The 15,421-nt window shown below is 61.4% G+C and carries 16 protein-coding genes; 14 read left to right on the top strand and 2 right to left on the bottom strand.

Annotated features, from left to right (window positions below):
• Positions 1-186 precede the first annotated feature (186 nt).
• The 3 genes from BM173_RS10905 to BM173_RS10915 all read left to right on the top strand — a co-directional run bounded on the left by BM173_RS10905 (position 187) and on the right by BM173_RS10915 (position 2,959).
• The gene (locus BM173_RS10905) at positions 187-1,329 is read left to right on the top strand and encodes a beta-ketoacyl-ACP synthase III (RefSeq protein WP_218152642.1); all 1,143 of its coding nucleotides are present in this window, start codon (positions 187-189) and stop codon (positions 1,327-1,329) included.
• Between the two features lie 41 nt (positions 1,330-1,370).
• Positions 1,371-2,120, top strand: a complete 750-nt coding sequence (locus BM173_RS10910) for a phosphatidylserine decarboxylase (RefSeq protein ID WP_090481375.1) — start codon at positions 1,371-1,373, stop codon at positions 2,118-2,120.
• An 86-nt stretch (positions 2,121-2,206) separates the two neighbouring features.
• A complete protein-coding gene (locus BM173_RS10915) occupies positions 2,207-2,959 on the top strand; it encodes a CDP-alcohol phosphatidyltransferase family protein (RefSeq protein ID WP_090481641.1) in 753 nt (250 codons plus the stop codon).
• Here the strand turns inward: BM173_RS10915 and BM173_RS10920 are convergent.
• Positions 2,928-3,167, bottom strand: coding sequence for a hypothetical protein (locus BM173_RS10920; protein WP_090481377.1), 240 nt, complete (start codon positions 3,165-3,167; stop codon positions 2,928-2,930). The two genes, BM173_RS10915 and BM173_RS10920, sit on opposite strands and share 32 nt — an antisense overlap.
• A gap of 353 nt (positions 3,168-3,520) precedes the next feature.
• Here BM173_RS10920 and rpsB point away from each other — a divergent pair, with 353 nt between their 5' ends.
• Positions 3,521-4,270, top strand: a complete 750-nt coding sequence (gene rpsB, locus BM173_RS10925) for a 30S ribosomal protein S2 (protein ID WP_090481644.1) — start codon at positions 3,521-3,523, stop codon at positions 4,268-4,270.
• Positions 4,271-4,386: 116 nt separating this feature from the next.
• Complete coding sequence (tsf, locus tag BM173_RS10930) at positions 4,387-5,313, top strand: translation elongation factor Ts (RefSeq protein WP_090481380.1); 927 nt, start codon at positions 4,387-4,389, stop codon at positions 5,311-5,313.
• Between the two features lie 76 nt (positions 5,314-5,389).
• Here tsf and BM173_RS10935 read toward each other — a convergent pair whose 3' ends face one another.
• Complete coding sequence (locus tag BM173_RS10935) at positions 5,390-6,124, bottom strand: hypothetical protein (protein ID WP_245755861.1); 735 nt, start codon at positions 6,122-6,124, stop codon at positions 5,390-5,392.
• A 186-nt stretch (positions 6,125-6,310) separates the two neighbouring features.
• Between BM173_RS10935 and pyrH the strand changes: the two genes are divergently transcribed.
• The 9 genes from pyrH (at position 6,311) to fabZ (ending at position 15,334) form a co-directional block, all read left to right on the top strand.
• Complete coding sequence (gene pyrH / locus BM173_RS10940; protein WP_090481386.1) at positions 6,311-7,036, top strand: UMP kinase; 726 nt, start codon at positions 6,311-6,313, stop codon at positions 7,034-7,036.
• A gap of 29 nt (positions 7,037-7,065) precedes the next feature.
• Positions 7,066-7,623 (top strand): ribosome recycling factor, encoded by a 558-nt coding sequence (frr, locus tag BM173_RS10945; protein ID WP_090481389.1) that lies wholly within the window; start codon positions 7,066-7,068, stop codon positions 7,621-7,623.
• 36 nt (positions 7,624-7,659) lie between these two features.
• The gene (gene uppS / locus BM173_RS10950; protein WP_090481392.1) at positions 7,660-8,346 is read left to right on the top strand and encodes a polyprenyl diphosphate synthase; all 687 of its coding nucleotides are present in this window, start codon (positions 7,660-7,662) and stop codon (positions 8,344-8,346) included.
• Positions 8,336-9,034 carry a phosphatidate cytidylyltransferase gene (locus BM173_RS10955; RefSeq protein ID WP_245755862.1) on the top strand — a complete coding sequence of 233 codons (699 nt, stop codon included), beginning with the start codon at positions 8,336-8,338 and terminating at the stop codon, positions 9,032-9,034. Before uppS ends, BM173_RS10955 begins: the two co-directional genes overlap by 11 nt.
• Positions 9,031-10,188, top strand: coding sequence for a 1-deoxy-D-xylulose-5-phosphate reductoisomerase (gene dxr / locus BM173_RS10960; protein WP_090481397.1), 1,158 nt, complete (start codon positions 9,031-9,033; stop codon positions 10,186-10,188). The genes BM173_RS10955 and dxr overlap by 4 nt, the downstream gene beginning before the upstream one ends.
• Positions 10,189-10,213: 25 nt before the next feature.
• Positions 10,214-11,329, top strand: coding sequence for an RIP metalloprotease RseP (rseP, locus tag BM173_RS10965; RefSeq protein WP_090481647.1), 1,116 nt, complete (start codon positions 10,214-10,216; stop codon positions 11,327-11,329).
• A gap of 133 nt (positions 11,330-11,462) precedes the next feature.
• A complete protein-coding gene (bamA, locus tag BM173_RS10970; protein ID WP_090481400.1) occupies positions 11,463-14,177 on the top strand; it encodes an outer membrane protein assembly factor BamA in 2,715 nt (904 codons plus the stop codon).
• On the top strand, positions 14,177-14,860 hold the full coding sequence (locus BM173_RS10975) for an OmpH family outer membrane protein (RefSeq protein ID WP_090481403.1): 684 nt from the start codon (positions 14,177-14,179) through the stop codon (positions 14,858-14,860). Before bamA ends, BM173_RS10975 begins: the two co-directional genes overlap by 1 nt.
• Before the next feature lie 21 nt (positions 14,861-14,881).
• A complete protein-coding gene (gene fabZ / locus BM173_RS10980; protein ID WP_090481405.1) occupies positions 14,882-15,334 on the top strand; it encodes a 3-hydroxyacyl-ACP dehydratase FabZ in 453 nt (150 codons plus the stop codon).
• Positions 15,335-15,421: the final 87 nt, after the last annotated feature.

Below are 15,421 nucleotides of genomic sequence, written 5' to 3' on the forward strand. Positions count from 1 at the left end.
GTTAAATGAACGAAAATGTGGGGGAGAGTGTGGGGGAGGCCTCGCGCTCAATCCAAGAACAGGATTGATATCAAAGGGTTATTTTTCCGGTTCGATTCAAGCCCTGCCACCACCGGCTCGCACCCCCCAGCAATTCATTGCGCAACTCTCTTGCGAGGCAGCTTGGCCGGGCCTAGGCACGCGGGCATGACTCAGCATATCCAGATGACCGGTCGACCCGTCATTTCCTCGACCGGATTGTTCACCCCCGCCGAAAGCATCACCAACGAAGAGCTGGTCGCCAGCTTCAACGAGTATGTGCGCCGCCACAACGAAGCAAACGCCGACGCGATCGCTTCTGGTGACATGGAGCCGTTGACCGAAAGTTCGGTCGAATTCATCGAAAAGGCCAGCGGCATCAAGGCGCGCCATGTGATGGCGAAAGAGCCGGTTCTCGATCCCGATGTGATGGCACCGCGCTGGCCTCAGCGTTCCAACGACGAATTGTCCATCCTCGCTGAAATCGGCGTCAAGGCGGCTCGCGACGCGCTCGAGCGGGCAGGGCGCAAGCCCGAGGACGTCGACGCGGTTCTTTGCGCAGCCTCGAATATGGAGCGCCCCTATCCGGCAATGGCGATCGAGATCCAGCAGGCGCTGGGCATCGACGGGTTCGGCTTCGACATGAATGTGGCTTGTTCTTCGGCGACCTTCGGCATCCAGACCGCCGCCGATTACATTCGCGCCGGGAACGCCAAGAGCGTGCTCGTGGTCAGCCCGGAAATCACCAGCGGCCACCTCAACTGGCGCGATCGCGACAGCCATTTCATCTTTGGCGACGTCGCCACGGCTGTGCTGGTCGAAGATGCCGCCATCGCTCCTGCGCAGCATTGGGATATCCTGGGCACCAAGTTGAAAACGGTGTTTTCGAACAATATTCGCAACAACTTCGGCTTCCTCAACCGCGCCTACCCCGAAGATGCGGGCGGGCCGGACAAATTGTTCGTCCAGGAAGGCCGCAAGGTCTTCAAGGAAGTCGTGCCGATGGTTGCGCAGATGATCGTCGACGAAGCAGGGCGGCTTGATATCGATCCGACAGCGCTGCGCCGCCTTTGGTTGCACCAGGCGAATACGGGAATGAATCGCCTTATTGCGCATCGGGTCCTCGGCCATGAAGCGAACGAAGACGAAAGCCCCACCGTGCTCGACACCTATGGCAATACCTCAAGTGCCGGCTCGATCATCGCCTTCCACCTTCACAGCGAAGACCTGAAAGAAGGCGACACGGGCCTGATCTGCAGCTTCGGCGCAGGCTACTCTGCCGGCACCGTTTTCGTGCGCAAGGCGGGCTAGGCGGGTTGTGAGCGGCGCGATCAGCGCCTAGGCCCACGCACATGGCAGGTGATCTACTCGACAGCCAGGGCCGCGGCGAAGCCCAATGGGGGCTGCCCGCGATCCATCCGGAGGGCCGTAAATTCGGCATCGCAGCGCTCGGCATCTCCTTGCTGTTCGCCCTCTTCGCGTGGGAGACGTTGGCATGGCCGATGGCTTTCCTGTCGCTGGGTGTATTCGCGTTTTTCCGCGATCCCGAAAGGGTCGTCCCGCAGGACCAGAATGCGATTGTCTCACCAGCGGACGGTCGCATCGTGCAGATCACCGGGGTCAACCCGCCGCGCGAACTGGTCGTCGATGACGGTCACGGCCTTCCCTGCCTAAGCGACGAGCCGACAATCCGCGTGTCCATCTTCATGTCGGTTTTCGACGTTCATATTAACCGGACGCCCATTGCAGGCATGGTCCAGCGGCTGGTCTATGTCCCCGGCCAGTTCCTGAATGCAGAGCTCGACAAGGCGAGCGACGAGAACGAGCGGCAGCACATACTGGTAGAGCGGAGCGACGGTGTCTGCGTGGGGTTCACGCAGATTGCCGGTTTGGTCGCGCGCCGCATCGTGCCCTTCGTGAAACCGGGGGACACACTGGGCGTTGGTCAAAGAGTAGGGCTCATACGGTTCGGCAGCCGCGTCGATGTTTACCTTCCCAAGGGAACGTCGTCGCGCGTCATGCTCGGGCAAAGGGTCGTCGCCGGGGAAACCGTCCTCGCCGAGATCGGTTCGCAGCGCCTGCTTGAAGGAGTGTCGCATTGAGCCTGCCCGAAGAAGCTGATCCCCATCGCCAGTATGAAGAACGCGCTCGACTGGGTCCGAAGGCCGCCGAGGACGAAAAGCCCGTAATGGGGAAGTCACGCGGACTCTCGCTGAGGGCTATGGCCCCCAACGCTATCACGGCAGCTGCGCTCTGTTCGGGGCTGACCGGGATCCGGTTCGCAATTTCCGAGCAGTGGGCGGCTGCAGCAATCGCGATCATCGTGGCAGGCCTGCTGGATGGCATGGACGGGCGTATAGCACGCGCTCTCAATGCCCAGTCACGGTTCGGCGCAGAGCTCGACAGCCTCGCGGATTCGCTCAGCTTCGGCACCGCACCGGCGATCATCATCTATCTATGGTCCTTGTCGGCAGAGCCGCGCCTGGGCTGGTTCGCAGCCCTCGCGCTCGCAATCTGTTGCGCCTTGCGGCTGGCGCGATTCAATGCCCAGATCGACATGCAGGAGCAACCACATAAATCGCTCGGTTTCCTGACAGGGGTTCCGGCCCCGATGGGGGCAGGCCTCGCCTTCCTGCCGTTTTTCATCTGGTCTGCGACCGACCTCGACATATTTCGGGCGCCGATCGTGGTCGGCCCGTGGCTCCTGGCAGTGGCGGTGCTGATGATTTCGAGCATGGCGACCCCGAGCTGGACCTCGTTGAGGCCGCGCCGGGGAATCAGATTGTGGGTCTTGGCCTTTGTCGGCCTGCTCTTCGCGGCCCTGCTCGTGGAGCCGTGGTGGACGCTCAGTGCTATTGGTGTCGGCTATCTCTTGCTGCTGCCATACACGTTGATGCGGTATTCTCGGATCAGGCGGCGCAGCGCACCGACTGGCGCGTAGCAGGGCGGGCGCGACCCGGGCGGGTAAATCCGCCGTGGGTGATTGCCGGACGCATTCCACTTTCGCAAAACTCGACTTCGGTCGGCAGCTTTAGGCGGCGCCGCAGCTGACCGAAAGCGGACCACCAGCGCAGTCCGCTATCGGCGAGCACTGCCAGCGCGGCGATTGCAGCGATGGCGAAGACGGCAGTGAGGAACAGTGCGAACATCCGATTATCTCCTCCCCGTGCCCTGTCGATAAACCTGTTGACAGACCGGGTAATTCTACGGGAAAACCCCTAATGCCCGCCGGGAGTTCCGGCGATGAGAACAATGTTCCTGTTTTGTTCTCGCCTGTCAAGCGCTTTTCGCGCCAGGATTCCCGTTTTTTGCGATGAATCGAGTCTGGCTTTCGCCGGAAAACCCCGCTAAAGGCGCGCCGTTCGCTTGAGATTCGGCCAATTCGGGCCGCTTGAAAGGGCGGGCAAATCCACATGGAAGGCGCTCATACCGGTGCCCGGCGCGGGACATACCGCACCACGGGTTCCAGCCTTCCAGAGGTACAACCGGAAAGGAAATGACCATGGCGGCTCCTACCGTCACCATGCAGCAACTGATCGAGGCCGGCGCACACTTCGGCCACCAGACCCACCGTTGGAACCCGCGCATGAAGCCGTACATCTTCGGCGCGCGCAACGGCATCCACATCATCGACCTGTCGCAGTCCGTGCCGCTTTTCGCGCGCGCTCTCGACTTCATCAACCAGACCGCACGTTCGGGCGGCAAGGTCCTGTTCGTCGGCACGAAGCGCCAGGCCCAGGACCCGATCCGCGAAGCCGCGCTTGCCGCAGGCCAGCACTACGTCAACCACCGTTGGCTGGGCGGCATGCTCACCAACTGGAAGACCATCAGCGAGCGTATCAAGTACCTCAAGACCCTCGACGAGCGTCTTGCAGGTGACAACGCCGGTTTGACCAAGAAGGAAGTCCTCGACCTGACGCGCAAGCGCGACAAGCTCGAACTTTCGCTCGGCGGCATCCGCAACATGGGCGGCATTCCGGACGTGATGTTCGTGATCGACGCCAACATGGAAGACCTGGCCATCAAGGAAGCCAACGTGCTTGGTATTCCGGTCGTCGCCGTGCTCGACACCAACGTCGATCCGAGCGGTATCGCATTCCCGATCCCGGGCAATGACGACGCTGCCCGCGCCATCAAGCTCTATTGCGATGCCGTTGGCGACGCAGCCCGTTCGGGCAAGGGCGAAGGCGTAACCGATTCTGGTGCCGATGTCGGTGCCATGGAAAATCCGCCGGAAGAAGCTGCGGCTTAACCGGTTTCGTGCGGCGGGAGCGCCATGCTTCCGTCACACAAGCGAACTATGCGCCGGGCCGCTGACCACAGCAGGCCCGGTGCCTACGCATTAAAGACACCAAGAAGGAAAATCTCATGGCTGCATTCACTGCCGCTGACGTGAAAGCCCTGCGCGAGAAGACCGGCGCGGGCATGATGGACGCCAAGAAGGCGCTCGAAGCTGCAAACGGCGACATCGAAGCCGCTGTCGACGCTCTGCGCGCCAAGGGCCTCGCCACTGCACAGAAGAAGTCGAGCCGTACGGCGGCCGAAGGCCTCGTCGGCATCGCCGTCGAAGGCACGAAGGGCGTTGCTGTCGAAGTGAACTCGGAAACGGACTTCGTTGCCAAGAACGACCAGTTCCAGGACTTCGTGCGCAAGACCACCGAAGTTGCCCTCGGCACCGACGGCGACGATGTCGAAGCGCTCAAGAACGCTGCCTACCCGACCGGCGGAACGGTTGCCGAAAAGCTGACCAACAACGTCGCGACCATCGGTGAAAACCAGCAGATCCGCCGCATGAAGACCGTTTCGGTCACCAACGGCGTAATCGTGCCCTACATGCATAACGCTGTCGCTCCCGACCTCGGCAAGATCGGCGTTCTGGTTGCTCTTGAAAGCGAAGGCGACAAGGCCAAGCTCGAAGAACTCGGCAAGAAGCTCGGCATGCACATCGCCGCCGCTTTCCCGCAGGCGCTGACCGCCGACGGCCTCGACGCAGAAGTGATCGAGCGCGAGCGTGCCATCGCCAAGGAAAAGGCTGCCGAAAGCGGCAAGCCCGAGAACGTCCAGGAAAAGATGGTCGAAGGCGCGGTCAACAAGTACGCCAAGGAAAACGCGCTCCTCAGCCAGATCTACGTGATCGACAACAAGACGCCGATCGCACAGGTCGTCGAACAGGCTGGCAAGGACGTCGGCGCCAAGGTCGAACTGGTGGACTACGTCCGCTTCCAGCTCGGCGAAGGCATCGAAAAGGAAGAAACCGACTTCGCGGCCGAAGTGGCTGCTGCTGTCGGCGGCTAAGCGCTTCCTTCCCACGGGCTAACAAGCGGCCGCCGGACCTCTCGGTTCGGCGGCCGTTTTGTTTTTGCAGAGCGGATCAGCCGAACCAGCGCCGCCTGTTTTCCGAAAGTCGCAATTTGTAGGCGGTGGCAAGGATCACCAGCAGGCCAGCTGCGATCGTCGCGTAGGCTATCGACGGTGAGGCTTGTCCCCCGGCCGAGTAAATTGCAAAGAGAGCCCACAGGAACACCAGCGCGTAGACCGGGTTTCCGCGACCTCGCCAGATCGCAAGGGAGGCGATGATCCCCCCGATCGCCACGATTGCCGCCCCGACTGCTGCTTCGGGCCAGGATGCACCCACGCCGTAAGTTTGTAGGGCGGCTGATACATTCACGATGGTGGCTGCGGTCAGCCAGGCGGCAAGAGCGCTGAGCGGAAGCATCACTATCCAGCGTTCCCCGACCGTGAATTCCCGGTCCAGCCGCACAAAGGTCCGGTAAATGACCAGCAGGCAGGAAAGCACACTTGCGATAATCAGGACGGACACAGCGTCCAGCCTGTTCAATTGGGTGTAGAGAGCCCACAGGCCGTTGCCGAAAAAGGCTGCTGCCGCATACCAACCGATTTTTCCAAGCAAGGCATTCGTCTTCTGGGACGGTAATGCCTGGTAGGCGGCGAACACGACCGAACCGAAGTACAGCGGACCCCAAATGGCGAATGCCCAGCCAGCGGGCGTGATCAAGGTGCGCTCTGCATCGGAACGGCTTCCTATCGGCTCTCCCACGCCAAGGCTGGGCAGGAACGTAGAGCCGATCTGAAGGGCAACGGCCACGATGATCGCAATTCGTTGCCAGGCGCTACGTTGCGACACGAAATTCGGTGATCGAATGGTCATCAACCGGTAACGGCAGGTCGGCGGGAGCGTTCCTTGCCAGTCTTCCGAGGCTCGCCTTTCCCTTTGCGAGTCCGGCGCTTCATGGCTAAGGACCCCCAAACCCCATAATCGAGAATATCCCGCATGACCCTCCCCAAGATGAACCGCGTCCTTCTGAAGCTTTCGGGCGAGGTGTTGATGGGGGACCAGCAGTTCGGGATCGATCCGGCCTTCGTGCTGGAGCTTGCCAAGGAAGTGAAGGCAGCCAAGGATACCGGCCTTGAGATCTGCCTCGTCATCGGCGGTGGCAATATCTTCCGCGGCATGGCAGGTGCTGCGCAGGGTATGGACCGGGCGCAGGCCGACTACATGGGCATGCTGGCGACGGTGATGAATGCACTCGCGATGCAGAGCGCGCTTGAACAGCTGGGCGTACAGACCCGCGTGCAGAGCGCGGTGCAGATGGATCAGGTCTGTGAACCGGTCATCCGGCGCCGCGCAGAGCGTCACCTCGAGAAAGGTCGTATCGTGATCTTCGCCGCCGGCGTGGGCGCACCCTATTTCACGACGGATAGTGGTGCGGCACTGCGCGCTGCAGAGATGAATTGCGACGCATTGCTCAAGGGTACGAGCGTCGATGGCATTTACGACAGCGATCCCAAGAAGAACCCCGACGCGACGCGTTACGAAACCGTGAGTTACGGCAAGGTTCTGGCAGATGATCTGAAGGTCATGGATGCCAGCGCAGTAGCGCTCTGTCGTGACAACGATATCCCGATCGTGGTCTTCTCGATCCGCGAGAAGGGCAATGTCGCCAAGGTCCTTTCGGGCAACGGCGTACAGACCGTCGTCACCGATCATACCGCATAAAAGAAACGAAGAGAGACGAGGAAGCCATCATGGCCAAATACGACAAAGCCGATATCGAACGCCGCATGCAGGGCGCTATCGACAGCCTGAAGGGCGATCTTTCGGGCCTGCGGACCGGCCGCGCGAACACGAGCCTTCTCGATCCTGTCGTGGTCGAAGTCTATGGCTCGATGATGCCGCTGAACCAGGTCGCGACCGTGTCCGCCCCCGAACCGCGCATGCTGAGCGTGCAGGTGTGGGACAAGGCGAACGTCACCGCAGTCGAGAAGGGCATTGCCAAGGCCAACCTCGGCCTCAATCCGATGATCGACGGGCAGAACGTTCGCCTGCCGATGCCCGATCTTACCGAAGAACGCCGCAAGGACCTCGCCAAGCTCGCGGGCCAGTATGCAGAACAGTCCAAGATCGCTATCCGCAACGTGCGCCGCGATGGCATGGAGGCGCTCAAGGAAGACGAGAAGAAGAAGGAAATCTCCGAGGATGAGCGCAAGCGCTCCGAGGATGAGGTCCAGAAACTGACCGACAAGTACGTCGGCGAAGCCGACCAGGCGGCCCAGGCCAAGGAAAAGGAAATCATGACGCAGTGAGGGCCGCAAGGTCCGCTGCCTCTCGGATGAGAACCTATGGCTGACAGCCACGACAAGATCGCGCGCCATGTCGCCATCATCATGGATGGCAACGGGCGTTGGGCGAAGCGCAAGCACCTACCGCGGGTCATGGGCCACCGCAAAGGCGTCGAGGCCGTGCGCGAGCTCGTGCGCAGCCTCAAGGACACCGAAATCGAGTGCCTGACGCTCTACGCCTTCAGCAGCGAGAACTGGAAGCGGCCCGAGGAAGAGGTCGACGACCTCATGAACTTGATGCGCAAGTTCATAAAGTCGGACTTGCCTGAGTTCATCGCGAATGACGTGAGGCTGAAGATTGTCGGCGACTGGCAGGCACTTGCACCCGACATCGTAGAAATGCTCGAGGATGCGCTCGACAAGACTGCGCACGGATCACGGACCTTGGCGGTCGCATTGAATTACGGGGCCCACGCGGAAATTGCCCGGGCCGCACGCAAGGCTGCCGACGCAGGCGAAATCGATGAAGAGAGCATCGCTGCCAACCTGTTCACGGCAGACTTGCCGCCTCTCGACCTGCTGATCCGCACCAGCGGAGAGGTGCGTCTCTCCAATTTTCTCTTGTGGCAGGCGGCCTATGCGGAAATGCTGTTCACGGATGTGTTATGGCCCGACTTCACTCCTGCGCACCTGATGGATGCGCTGGACCAGTTTGCGGGACGGGAGAGACGATTTGGTGGACGGTGATCCAAAGCCGAAGAAGAACGCGGACCTGCCAAAACGCCTGATTTCGGCTGCCGTGATGGTTGCCATTGCTATTGCAGCGCTGGTGGCCGGGGACCCATGGCTCGACTGGTTCATCGCTGCAGTGGTGCTCGCTACCTTCGTCGAATTCGTTCTGCTCGTCGTGAAGGCCACCACCAATGTGCCTTACCGGCTGGCTGCCATACTGGCGGGCGCGCTTTACATCGGGCTGGCCGGCTTTGTCCTTATGCGGATGCCGCCCGGCCTCGTGGTCGGCATTGTCGGGACGGTGATCGCAATCGATACCTTCGCCTACTTCTTCGGCCGCACGATCGGCGGGCCGAAGATCGCGCCTTCGATCAGCCCTTCAAAGACGTGGGCCGGGCTGCTCGGCGGCGTCGTTGGAGCAAGCCTCTGGCTGGCCCTGTTCATCTATTTCTCGGCGCGCCAGATTAGCGGGCCGACCACGATGGGCTTCGACATGAACGAGCTAGGCATGATCGCCTTGATGGGGCTTGCACTCGCGGTCGCTGCCCAGGCAGGTGATTTCCTTGAAAGCTGGCTCAAGCGCAAAGCCGGGGTGAAGGACAGCTCGCGCCTCATTCCGGGCCACGGCGGGGTTTTCGACCGGACAGACGGCATCATTCCCGTGGTGCTCATCGCCGGTTTCGTCCTCGGTTCCGCAGCATGACCAGGTCGATTTCTGTTCTCGGCGCTACCGGTTCGGTCGGCGCGTCCACCCTCGATCTCATCCGTCGCAACCGCGACGATTGGCGCGTCGTCGCTCTCACAGCTCATTCCAATGTCGAAGATCTGGCGAAGCTGGCCCGGGAATTTGGTGCGGACATCGCGGTGATTGCGCAGGATAACCTTCTCGGCGCGCTGAGAGACGCACTGGCCGGTTCGGGGATCGAGGCTGCAGCGGGAAGGGCGGCCCTGTGCGAAGCTTCGGCGCGCCCGGCGGATATCGTGATGGCGGCAATCGTCGGCTGCGCGGGATTGGGTCCCGTGATGGCGGCGATCGAGCAGGGCACCACGGTCGCCTTGGCCAATAAGGAAGCGCTCGTTTCGGCAGGCGAGGTGATGACGGCCGCGGTCGAGAAACACGGCGCTACGCTGCTTCCTGTCGACAGCGAACACAATGCCATTTTCCAGTGCCTCCAGGGCGGGAAGCTGGCGGAAGTTCGCACTATCACCCTGACGGCCAGCGGCGGTCCGCTTCGTACATGGACCAAGGCCCAGCTGGATGAAGCCACGCCCGCTCAGGCAATCGCTCACCCCAACTGGGACATGGGCGCCAAGATCAGTGTCGATAGCGCCACGATGTTCAACAAGGGCCTCGAACTGATCGAGGCGCATCACATGTTCCCCGTCGGCCTCGACAAGATCAGGATCGTCGTCCACCCGCAGAGCGTCATCCATTCTATGGTAGAATACCGCGACGGGTCGACGCTTGCGCAGCTCGGCCCGTCCGACATGCGCGTGCCGATTGCCTCGTGTCTCGCATACCCTGCGCGCATGGACACGCCGATGGATCCGCTCGACCTCGCAGCAATTGGCGAACTTACCTTCCATGCGCCCGATGAAGAGCGCTTCCCCGCGACGCGCTTGGCCAGAGAAGCTTCCCAGGCGGGCGGCGCGGCGCCTGGCACGCTTAATGCTGCAAACGAAGTTGCGGTCGCTGCATTCCTCGCAGGTAACATCCCGTTCAGCCGTATTGCGCTAATGGTGGAGCGCGTTCTTTCGGAAACAGAGCTTCCGCCTGCGCCGCAGACCCTCGAAGAGGTGCTGCGCGTCGACGAGGACGCGAGACGGCGCGCAAGCGCAATGCTGGAGACTTGCTGAGTTGGACGGTTCGATCCCTTTCTGGATGTATATCATCGGCTTCCCGCTGCTGCTGGGGCCGTTGGTGACGCTGCACGAACTCGGACACTATCTCGTGGGCCGCTGGTTCGGCGTCCACGCAGAGGCTTTTGCCGTGGGTTTCGGCAAGGAAATCGCTGGCTTTACCGACAAGCGCGGCACTCGCTGGAAACTATGCGCGCTGCCGCTTGGTGGATACGTCCAGTTCAAGGGCGACATGAACCCAGCCAGCGTGCCGGACAAGGAAGCAATCGCTAACGCTTCCGCCGAAGAACGCGAGGGCAGTTTCCATCATGCCAGCCTGTGGAAGCGCTCTCTGATCGTCTTTGCCGGGCCGGCCATGAATATCATCGTGACCTTGGCGATTTTCACGAGCTTTTTCATGATCTTCGGCAAACCGGTCTCGCCGGATCCGGCGATGGAAACGACGATCACCGCCTTCGCCGAAGACTCCGCTGCTGAGGAAGCCGGACTGGAGATCGGCGATCGTATCGTGAGGGTGGATGGCAAAGAGGTCGCCAGCTTCTTCGACTTGCGCGAAGCGATCATCATGTATCCGGGGCGTACGCTGGATATCGAGGTCATCCGTGACGGAGATGTGCGGAATTTCGACGTCGTCCCGCGCACGATCAAGGCGGAGGACCGGTTCGGCAACGTCTCGACCATCGGACAGATCGGTATCCCACCTGCCGTCACCGAACGCCAGTTCGAAGGTGTGGGGCCCGGCGAGGCGGTCAATCTGAGCTTTGTCCAGACCGGCAAGCTGGTCGACATGATGGTGACCGGGATCAAGCAGATCGTGGTCGGCGAACGTTCGGTAAAAGAGCTCGGAGGGCCGGTGACGATCGGCAAGTTTGCAGGTGAACAGCTGAGCCTCGGCGCGCTGGCATTTTTCAACCTGGCAGCGCTGATCTCGCTTAACTTGGCATTCATCAACCTCCTGCCAATCCCGGCTCTCGACGGCGGGCACCTGGCTTTTTACGCGGCGGAAGCGATCCGTCGGAAACCGCTGGGCCCCCGTAGTACGGAGGTGGCCTACCGGGCCGGTGTGGCACTTGTGCTCGCGCTGATGATTTTCGTCACCTTCATAGATATCGCCAAACTCCCGTTCTTCGGGAATTAGGCGGGGAAAGGGCCGGGTGAAGGCGCGTCTGCGGCGTCACACGGCTTGATCGCGCGGCGCGCATGGGGCAGGGGGCCTTCAGGCGCTCCGCAAGGCGTCTTTTGTACTTTTGAGGACGGGAACTCCCTTGTCGATGACTGATTTTGCGAACGCCGCGAGCGAGACGAAACCATTTGGCGCGCGGCTCGTCGCCGGACTGATGGCCGGTTCGGTGCTGGCGGGCATGCCCGCAGTAGCTCTCGCGCAGGATGCCGAAGAGGCCCAGGCAGCACAGACGGTAGAGCCGGTAGTCCAGCAGGATATCGTGCGTTCGATCGCCGTGGCCGGTGCCCAGCGCCTCGAGCCGCAGACGATTCTCTCCTACATCCGCTTGCGTCCGGGTGAGGAATACACCCAGGCAGTGGGCGACCAGGTCCTCAAGGACCTCTACGCGACCGAACTGTTCTCGAATGTCAGCGTGACCAACAATGCCGGTAACGTCGTCATCACGGTGACGGAAAACCCGGTTATCAACCGCATCATCCTGGAAGGGAACGCGCGGATCAAGAATGACAAGATCATTCCGGAAATCCGCCTCGCGCCGCGCCAGATCTTCACGCGTTCCAAGGTGCGTGCCGACGTTGCCCGCATCATCGAGCTTTACAAGCGGCAGGGCCGCTTTGCCGCCACGGTAGAGCCGCAGCTCGTCCAGCTGAGCCAGAACCGCGTGGATATCGTCTTCGAGATCGAAGAAGGTCCCAAGTCGAAGATCCGCCAAATCAACATCATCGGCAACGAGGCCTTCTCGGACAGCGATCTGCGCGGCGAGATGGTGACCAAGCAATCGCGCCTCTGGACCTTCTTCAGCTCGAACACGAGCTACGATCCGGATCGCCTGGCGTTCGACCAGCAGCAGCTGCGCACCTTCTACCTCACCCAGGGCTACGCCGACTTCCGCGTCGTTTCCGCGGTCGCAGAGCTGACACCCGACAAGGAAGATTTCATCATCACCTTCGTCGTCGAAGAAGGTGAGCGCTACAAATTCGGGGACGTCAGCGTCGAAAGCGAACTGCGCGACTTCGACAGCGAAGCCATGACGGCTCGCCTGCCCATGCAGTCCGGCGACTGGTACGATGCCGAACGGGTCGAGGACACGGTCGAGCAGATGACCGAACTGGCCGGCACCTTTGGCTATGCCTTTGCCGAAGTGGCGCCCCAGTTCACCAGGAACCCCGAAACCTTGACGATGGACGTCAACTTCGTCCTCCGCGAAGCTGACCGCACCTATGTCGAGCGTATCGACGTCAACGGCAACACGCTCACCCAGGACAAGGTGGTGCGCCGCGAGTTCCGTGTCGCAGAAGGTGACGCGTTCAACTCGCTCGCCATCCGTCGCTCCGAAGCCCGCATCAAGTCGCTCGGCTACTTCCAGGAAAACTTCGAGATCACGCAGGTCGAAGGCAGCGCGCCCGACCGTATCGTGCTTGAAGCCAACATCGAAGAACAGCCCACTGGCGAACTGCAGCTTTCCGCCGGTTTCTCGTCCATCCAGAGCTTCATTCTTTCCGGCTCGATCCGCCAGCGCAACTTCCGCGGTCGCGGCCAGACGGTCGGCCTGAGCGTCAATTACTCCCGCTTCTCGAAGTCGGCCCAGATCAGCTTCTCCGAACCTTACGTGTTCGACCGCAATATCTCGATGGGCGCGGACATCTATCACCGCGAATACGACAACGACTTCTTCGCCACCGATTTCAATCGCTACAAGCAGGCGCAGACCGGTTTCACCATGCGCGCCGGTGTTCCCCTTTCGGAATACATGTCGCTGATCGGCAGCTACACTTTCCAGTACGAAGACGTGTCGATCGGTGATGGCTTCTTCGAAGACACAGATGGCGATGGCGTCGCTGAATGTCTCCAGTCGCGCTTCATCTGTGAGGCCGTCGGCGAGCGTACGGTTTCGATTCTCGGCGCGACGCTGAATTACAACTCCCTCGATAGCCGGGTGCGCCCGACGCGAGGCGAGACGATCAGCGTGACCGGCGAATTTGCCGGCCTCGGCGGCAACGTCAAATACCTGCGGATGCGTTCGCAGATGGGCAAGTGGTTCAACCTCGGCAGCGGCCTGATCTTCTCGGTGAACGCCGAAGGTGGCTGGATTCGCGCCCTGAGCGAGAACGACACGCCGGGCTTCGACGACGTGCGCCTGACGGACCGTTTCTTCCTCGGCGAACCGCAGTTCCGCGGCTTCGATATCCGCGGTGTGGGACCTCGCGTGGTGCGTTTGCGCTACCTCGATGACGATGGCGATCCGACCACGGATCGTGTCCTCGAGACCATCGACCAGTTCCGCGAAACCAAGAATCGCGCTTTCGACGATGCTCTGGGCGGCAGGGCCTATTACCTTGCTCGTGCGGAACTCGAGATCCCGTTGGGCTCCGGTGCACGTGAAATGGGCATCCGCCCCTCGCTCTGGCTCGACGTGGGCTCGCTCTTCGCGATCGACCGTCCGCAGCTCGATGATTTCCCGAACAGCTTCCAGTCGCGCTCGGGCGGCATGCCGGTCTACTTCGGCCCGCTTTACGATGCCGACGGCAATCCGCAGCTCGACACTGACGGCAATCCTGTCTCCGGCAGCACATTCGATGCCGTGGACGCGGATGGAAACGCCAACACCCCGGTCCTCGACCCTAACGGCTTCTATCGCGAGGTCCTGTTCGGCGACAGCATCAGCCCGCGTATTACGGCGGGCATCGGTATCAACTGGAACTCGCCCTTCGGCCCGTTCAGGATCGATCTATCCCAGACGATTAAGAAGCAAGAGGGTGACGATACCAAGACCATTTCCTTCAATGTAGGAACGCAATTCTAATGAAACTGATTACCAAGTCTCTCGCAGCTGCGAGCCTCGCAACCGCTGCCATGGCGGCCACTCCGGCTGCCGCGCAGGTGAACGGCAACATCGGGATCGTCAGCGTCCCCGCTGCCGTGGCCCAGGCTACCGCACGCACGACTGCCTACCAGCAGATCTCGACGACCTATGCCTCGCAGATTACGCAGATCCAGCAGAAGCAGCAGCAGATGCAGACGCTCCTGCAGCAGTTGGACACCAACAGCGACGGCCAGCTCGACCAGGCCGAGCAGCAGGCGGCGCAGAGCGCTCCGCAGGCTCAGCAGCTCCAGACGCTGGAGAACGAAACTGCACAGCTTTCGAACCAGATCGACGGTGCGCGCATCTACGCCATCGAACAGATCCTGCTCCAGTATAACGCCGCGCTTCAGACCGTGGTTCAGCAGGATAACCTCCAGCTGATCCTTTCGCCCGATGCGGTTCAGTATTCCGCCCCGGCAGCGAATGTGACCCAGAAGGTCGTCGCAGCGCTCAACACGCGCGTGCCGTCGGTCCAGATCACCCCTCCGCAGGGTTGGCAGCCGGCGCAGCAATCGGTCGCGATTTACCAGCAGATCCAGCAGATCCTGATGGTAGCCGCAGCCCGCCAGCAGCAGGCAGCCGCTCAGCAGCAGACGCAGCAGCCGGCTGCAACCGGCCGCTAAGAACAGCATAGGGAGCGGGGAATGAGCGATACCGGTTTCGACGTCGTCGAGGTGCTGAAGCGCCTGCCGCACCGCTATCCCCTGCTGCTTGTCGACCGGGTGAAAGAACTCGTCATCGACGAGCGTATTCACGCGGTGAAAGCGGTCAGTTTCAACGAAGACTTCTTTCAGGGACACTTCCCGGGCTCGCCGATCATGCCGGGCGTCCTCCAGATCGAGGCCCTGGCCCAGGCGGCTGGCGTGCTCGCTGTCGAAAGCCTTGGGCTCGCAGGTTCGGGTAAGCTGGTATATTTCATGGCGATCGAGAATGCGAAGTTCCGCGCGCCTGTGACACCTGGCGTCCTGCTCGATCTCGAGGCCGAATTCGTGCAGAAACGCGCCCGGGTCTGCAAATTTTCAGGCAAAGCCAGTGTCGAAGGCAAGGTCACCTGCGAAGTCAGCTTCACCGCAATGATTGCCGACGCACCCGAATAGGCTTGCAAATCTCTGCGCGCGGCGCTAACCGCGCGCCTTCTCCAAACACAGCTGGACCGGTCGGAACCGCTCCGAAGCTAGAAGGAC

The organism is Qipengyuania nanhaisediminis, from assembly GCF_900115585.1.
Lineage (GTDB): Bacteria > Pseudomonadota > Alphaproteobacteria > Sphingomonadales > Sphingomonadaceae > Qipengyuania > Qipengyuania nanhaisediminis.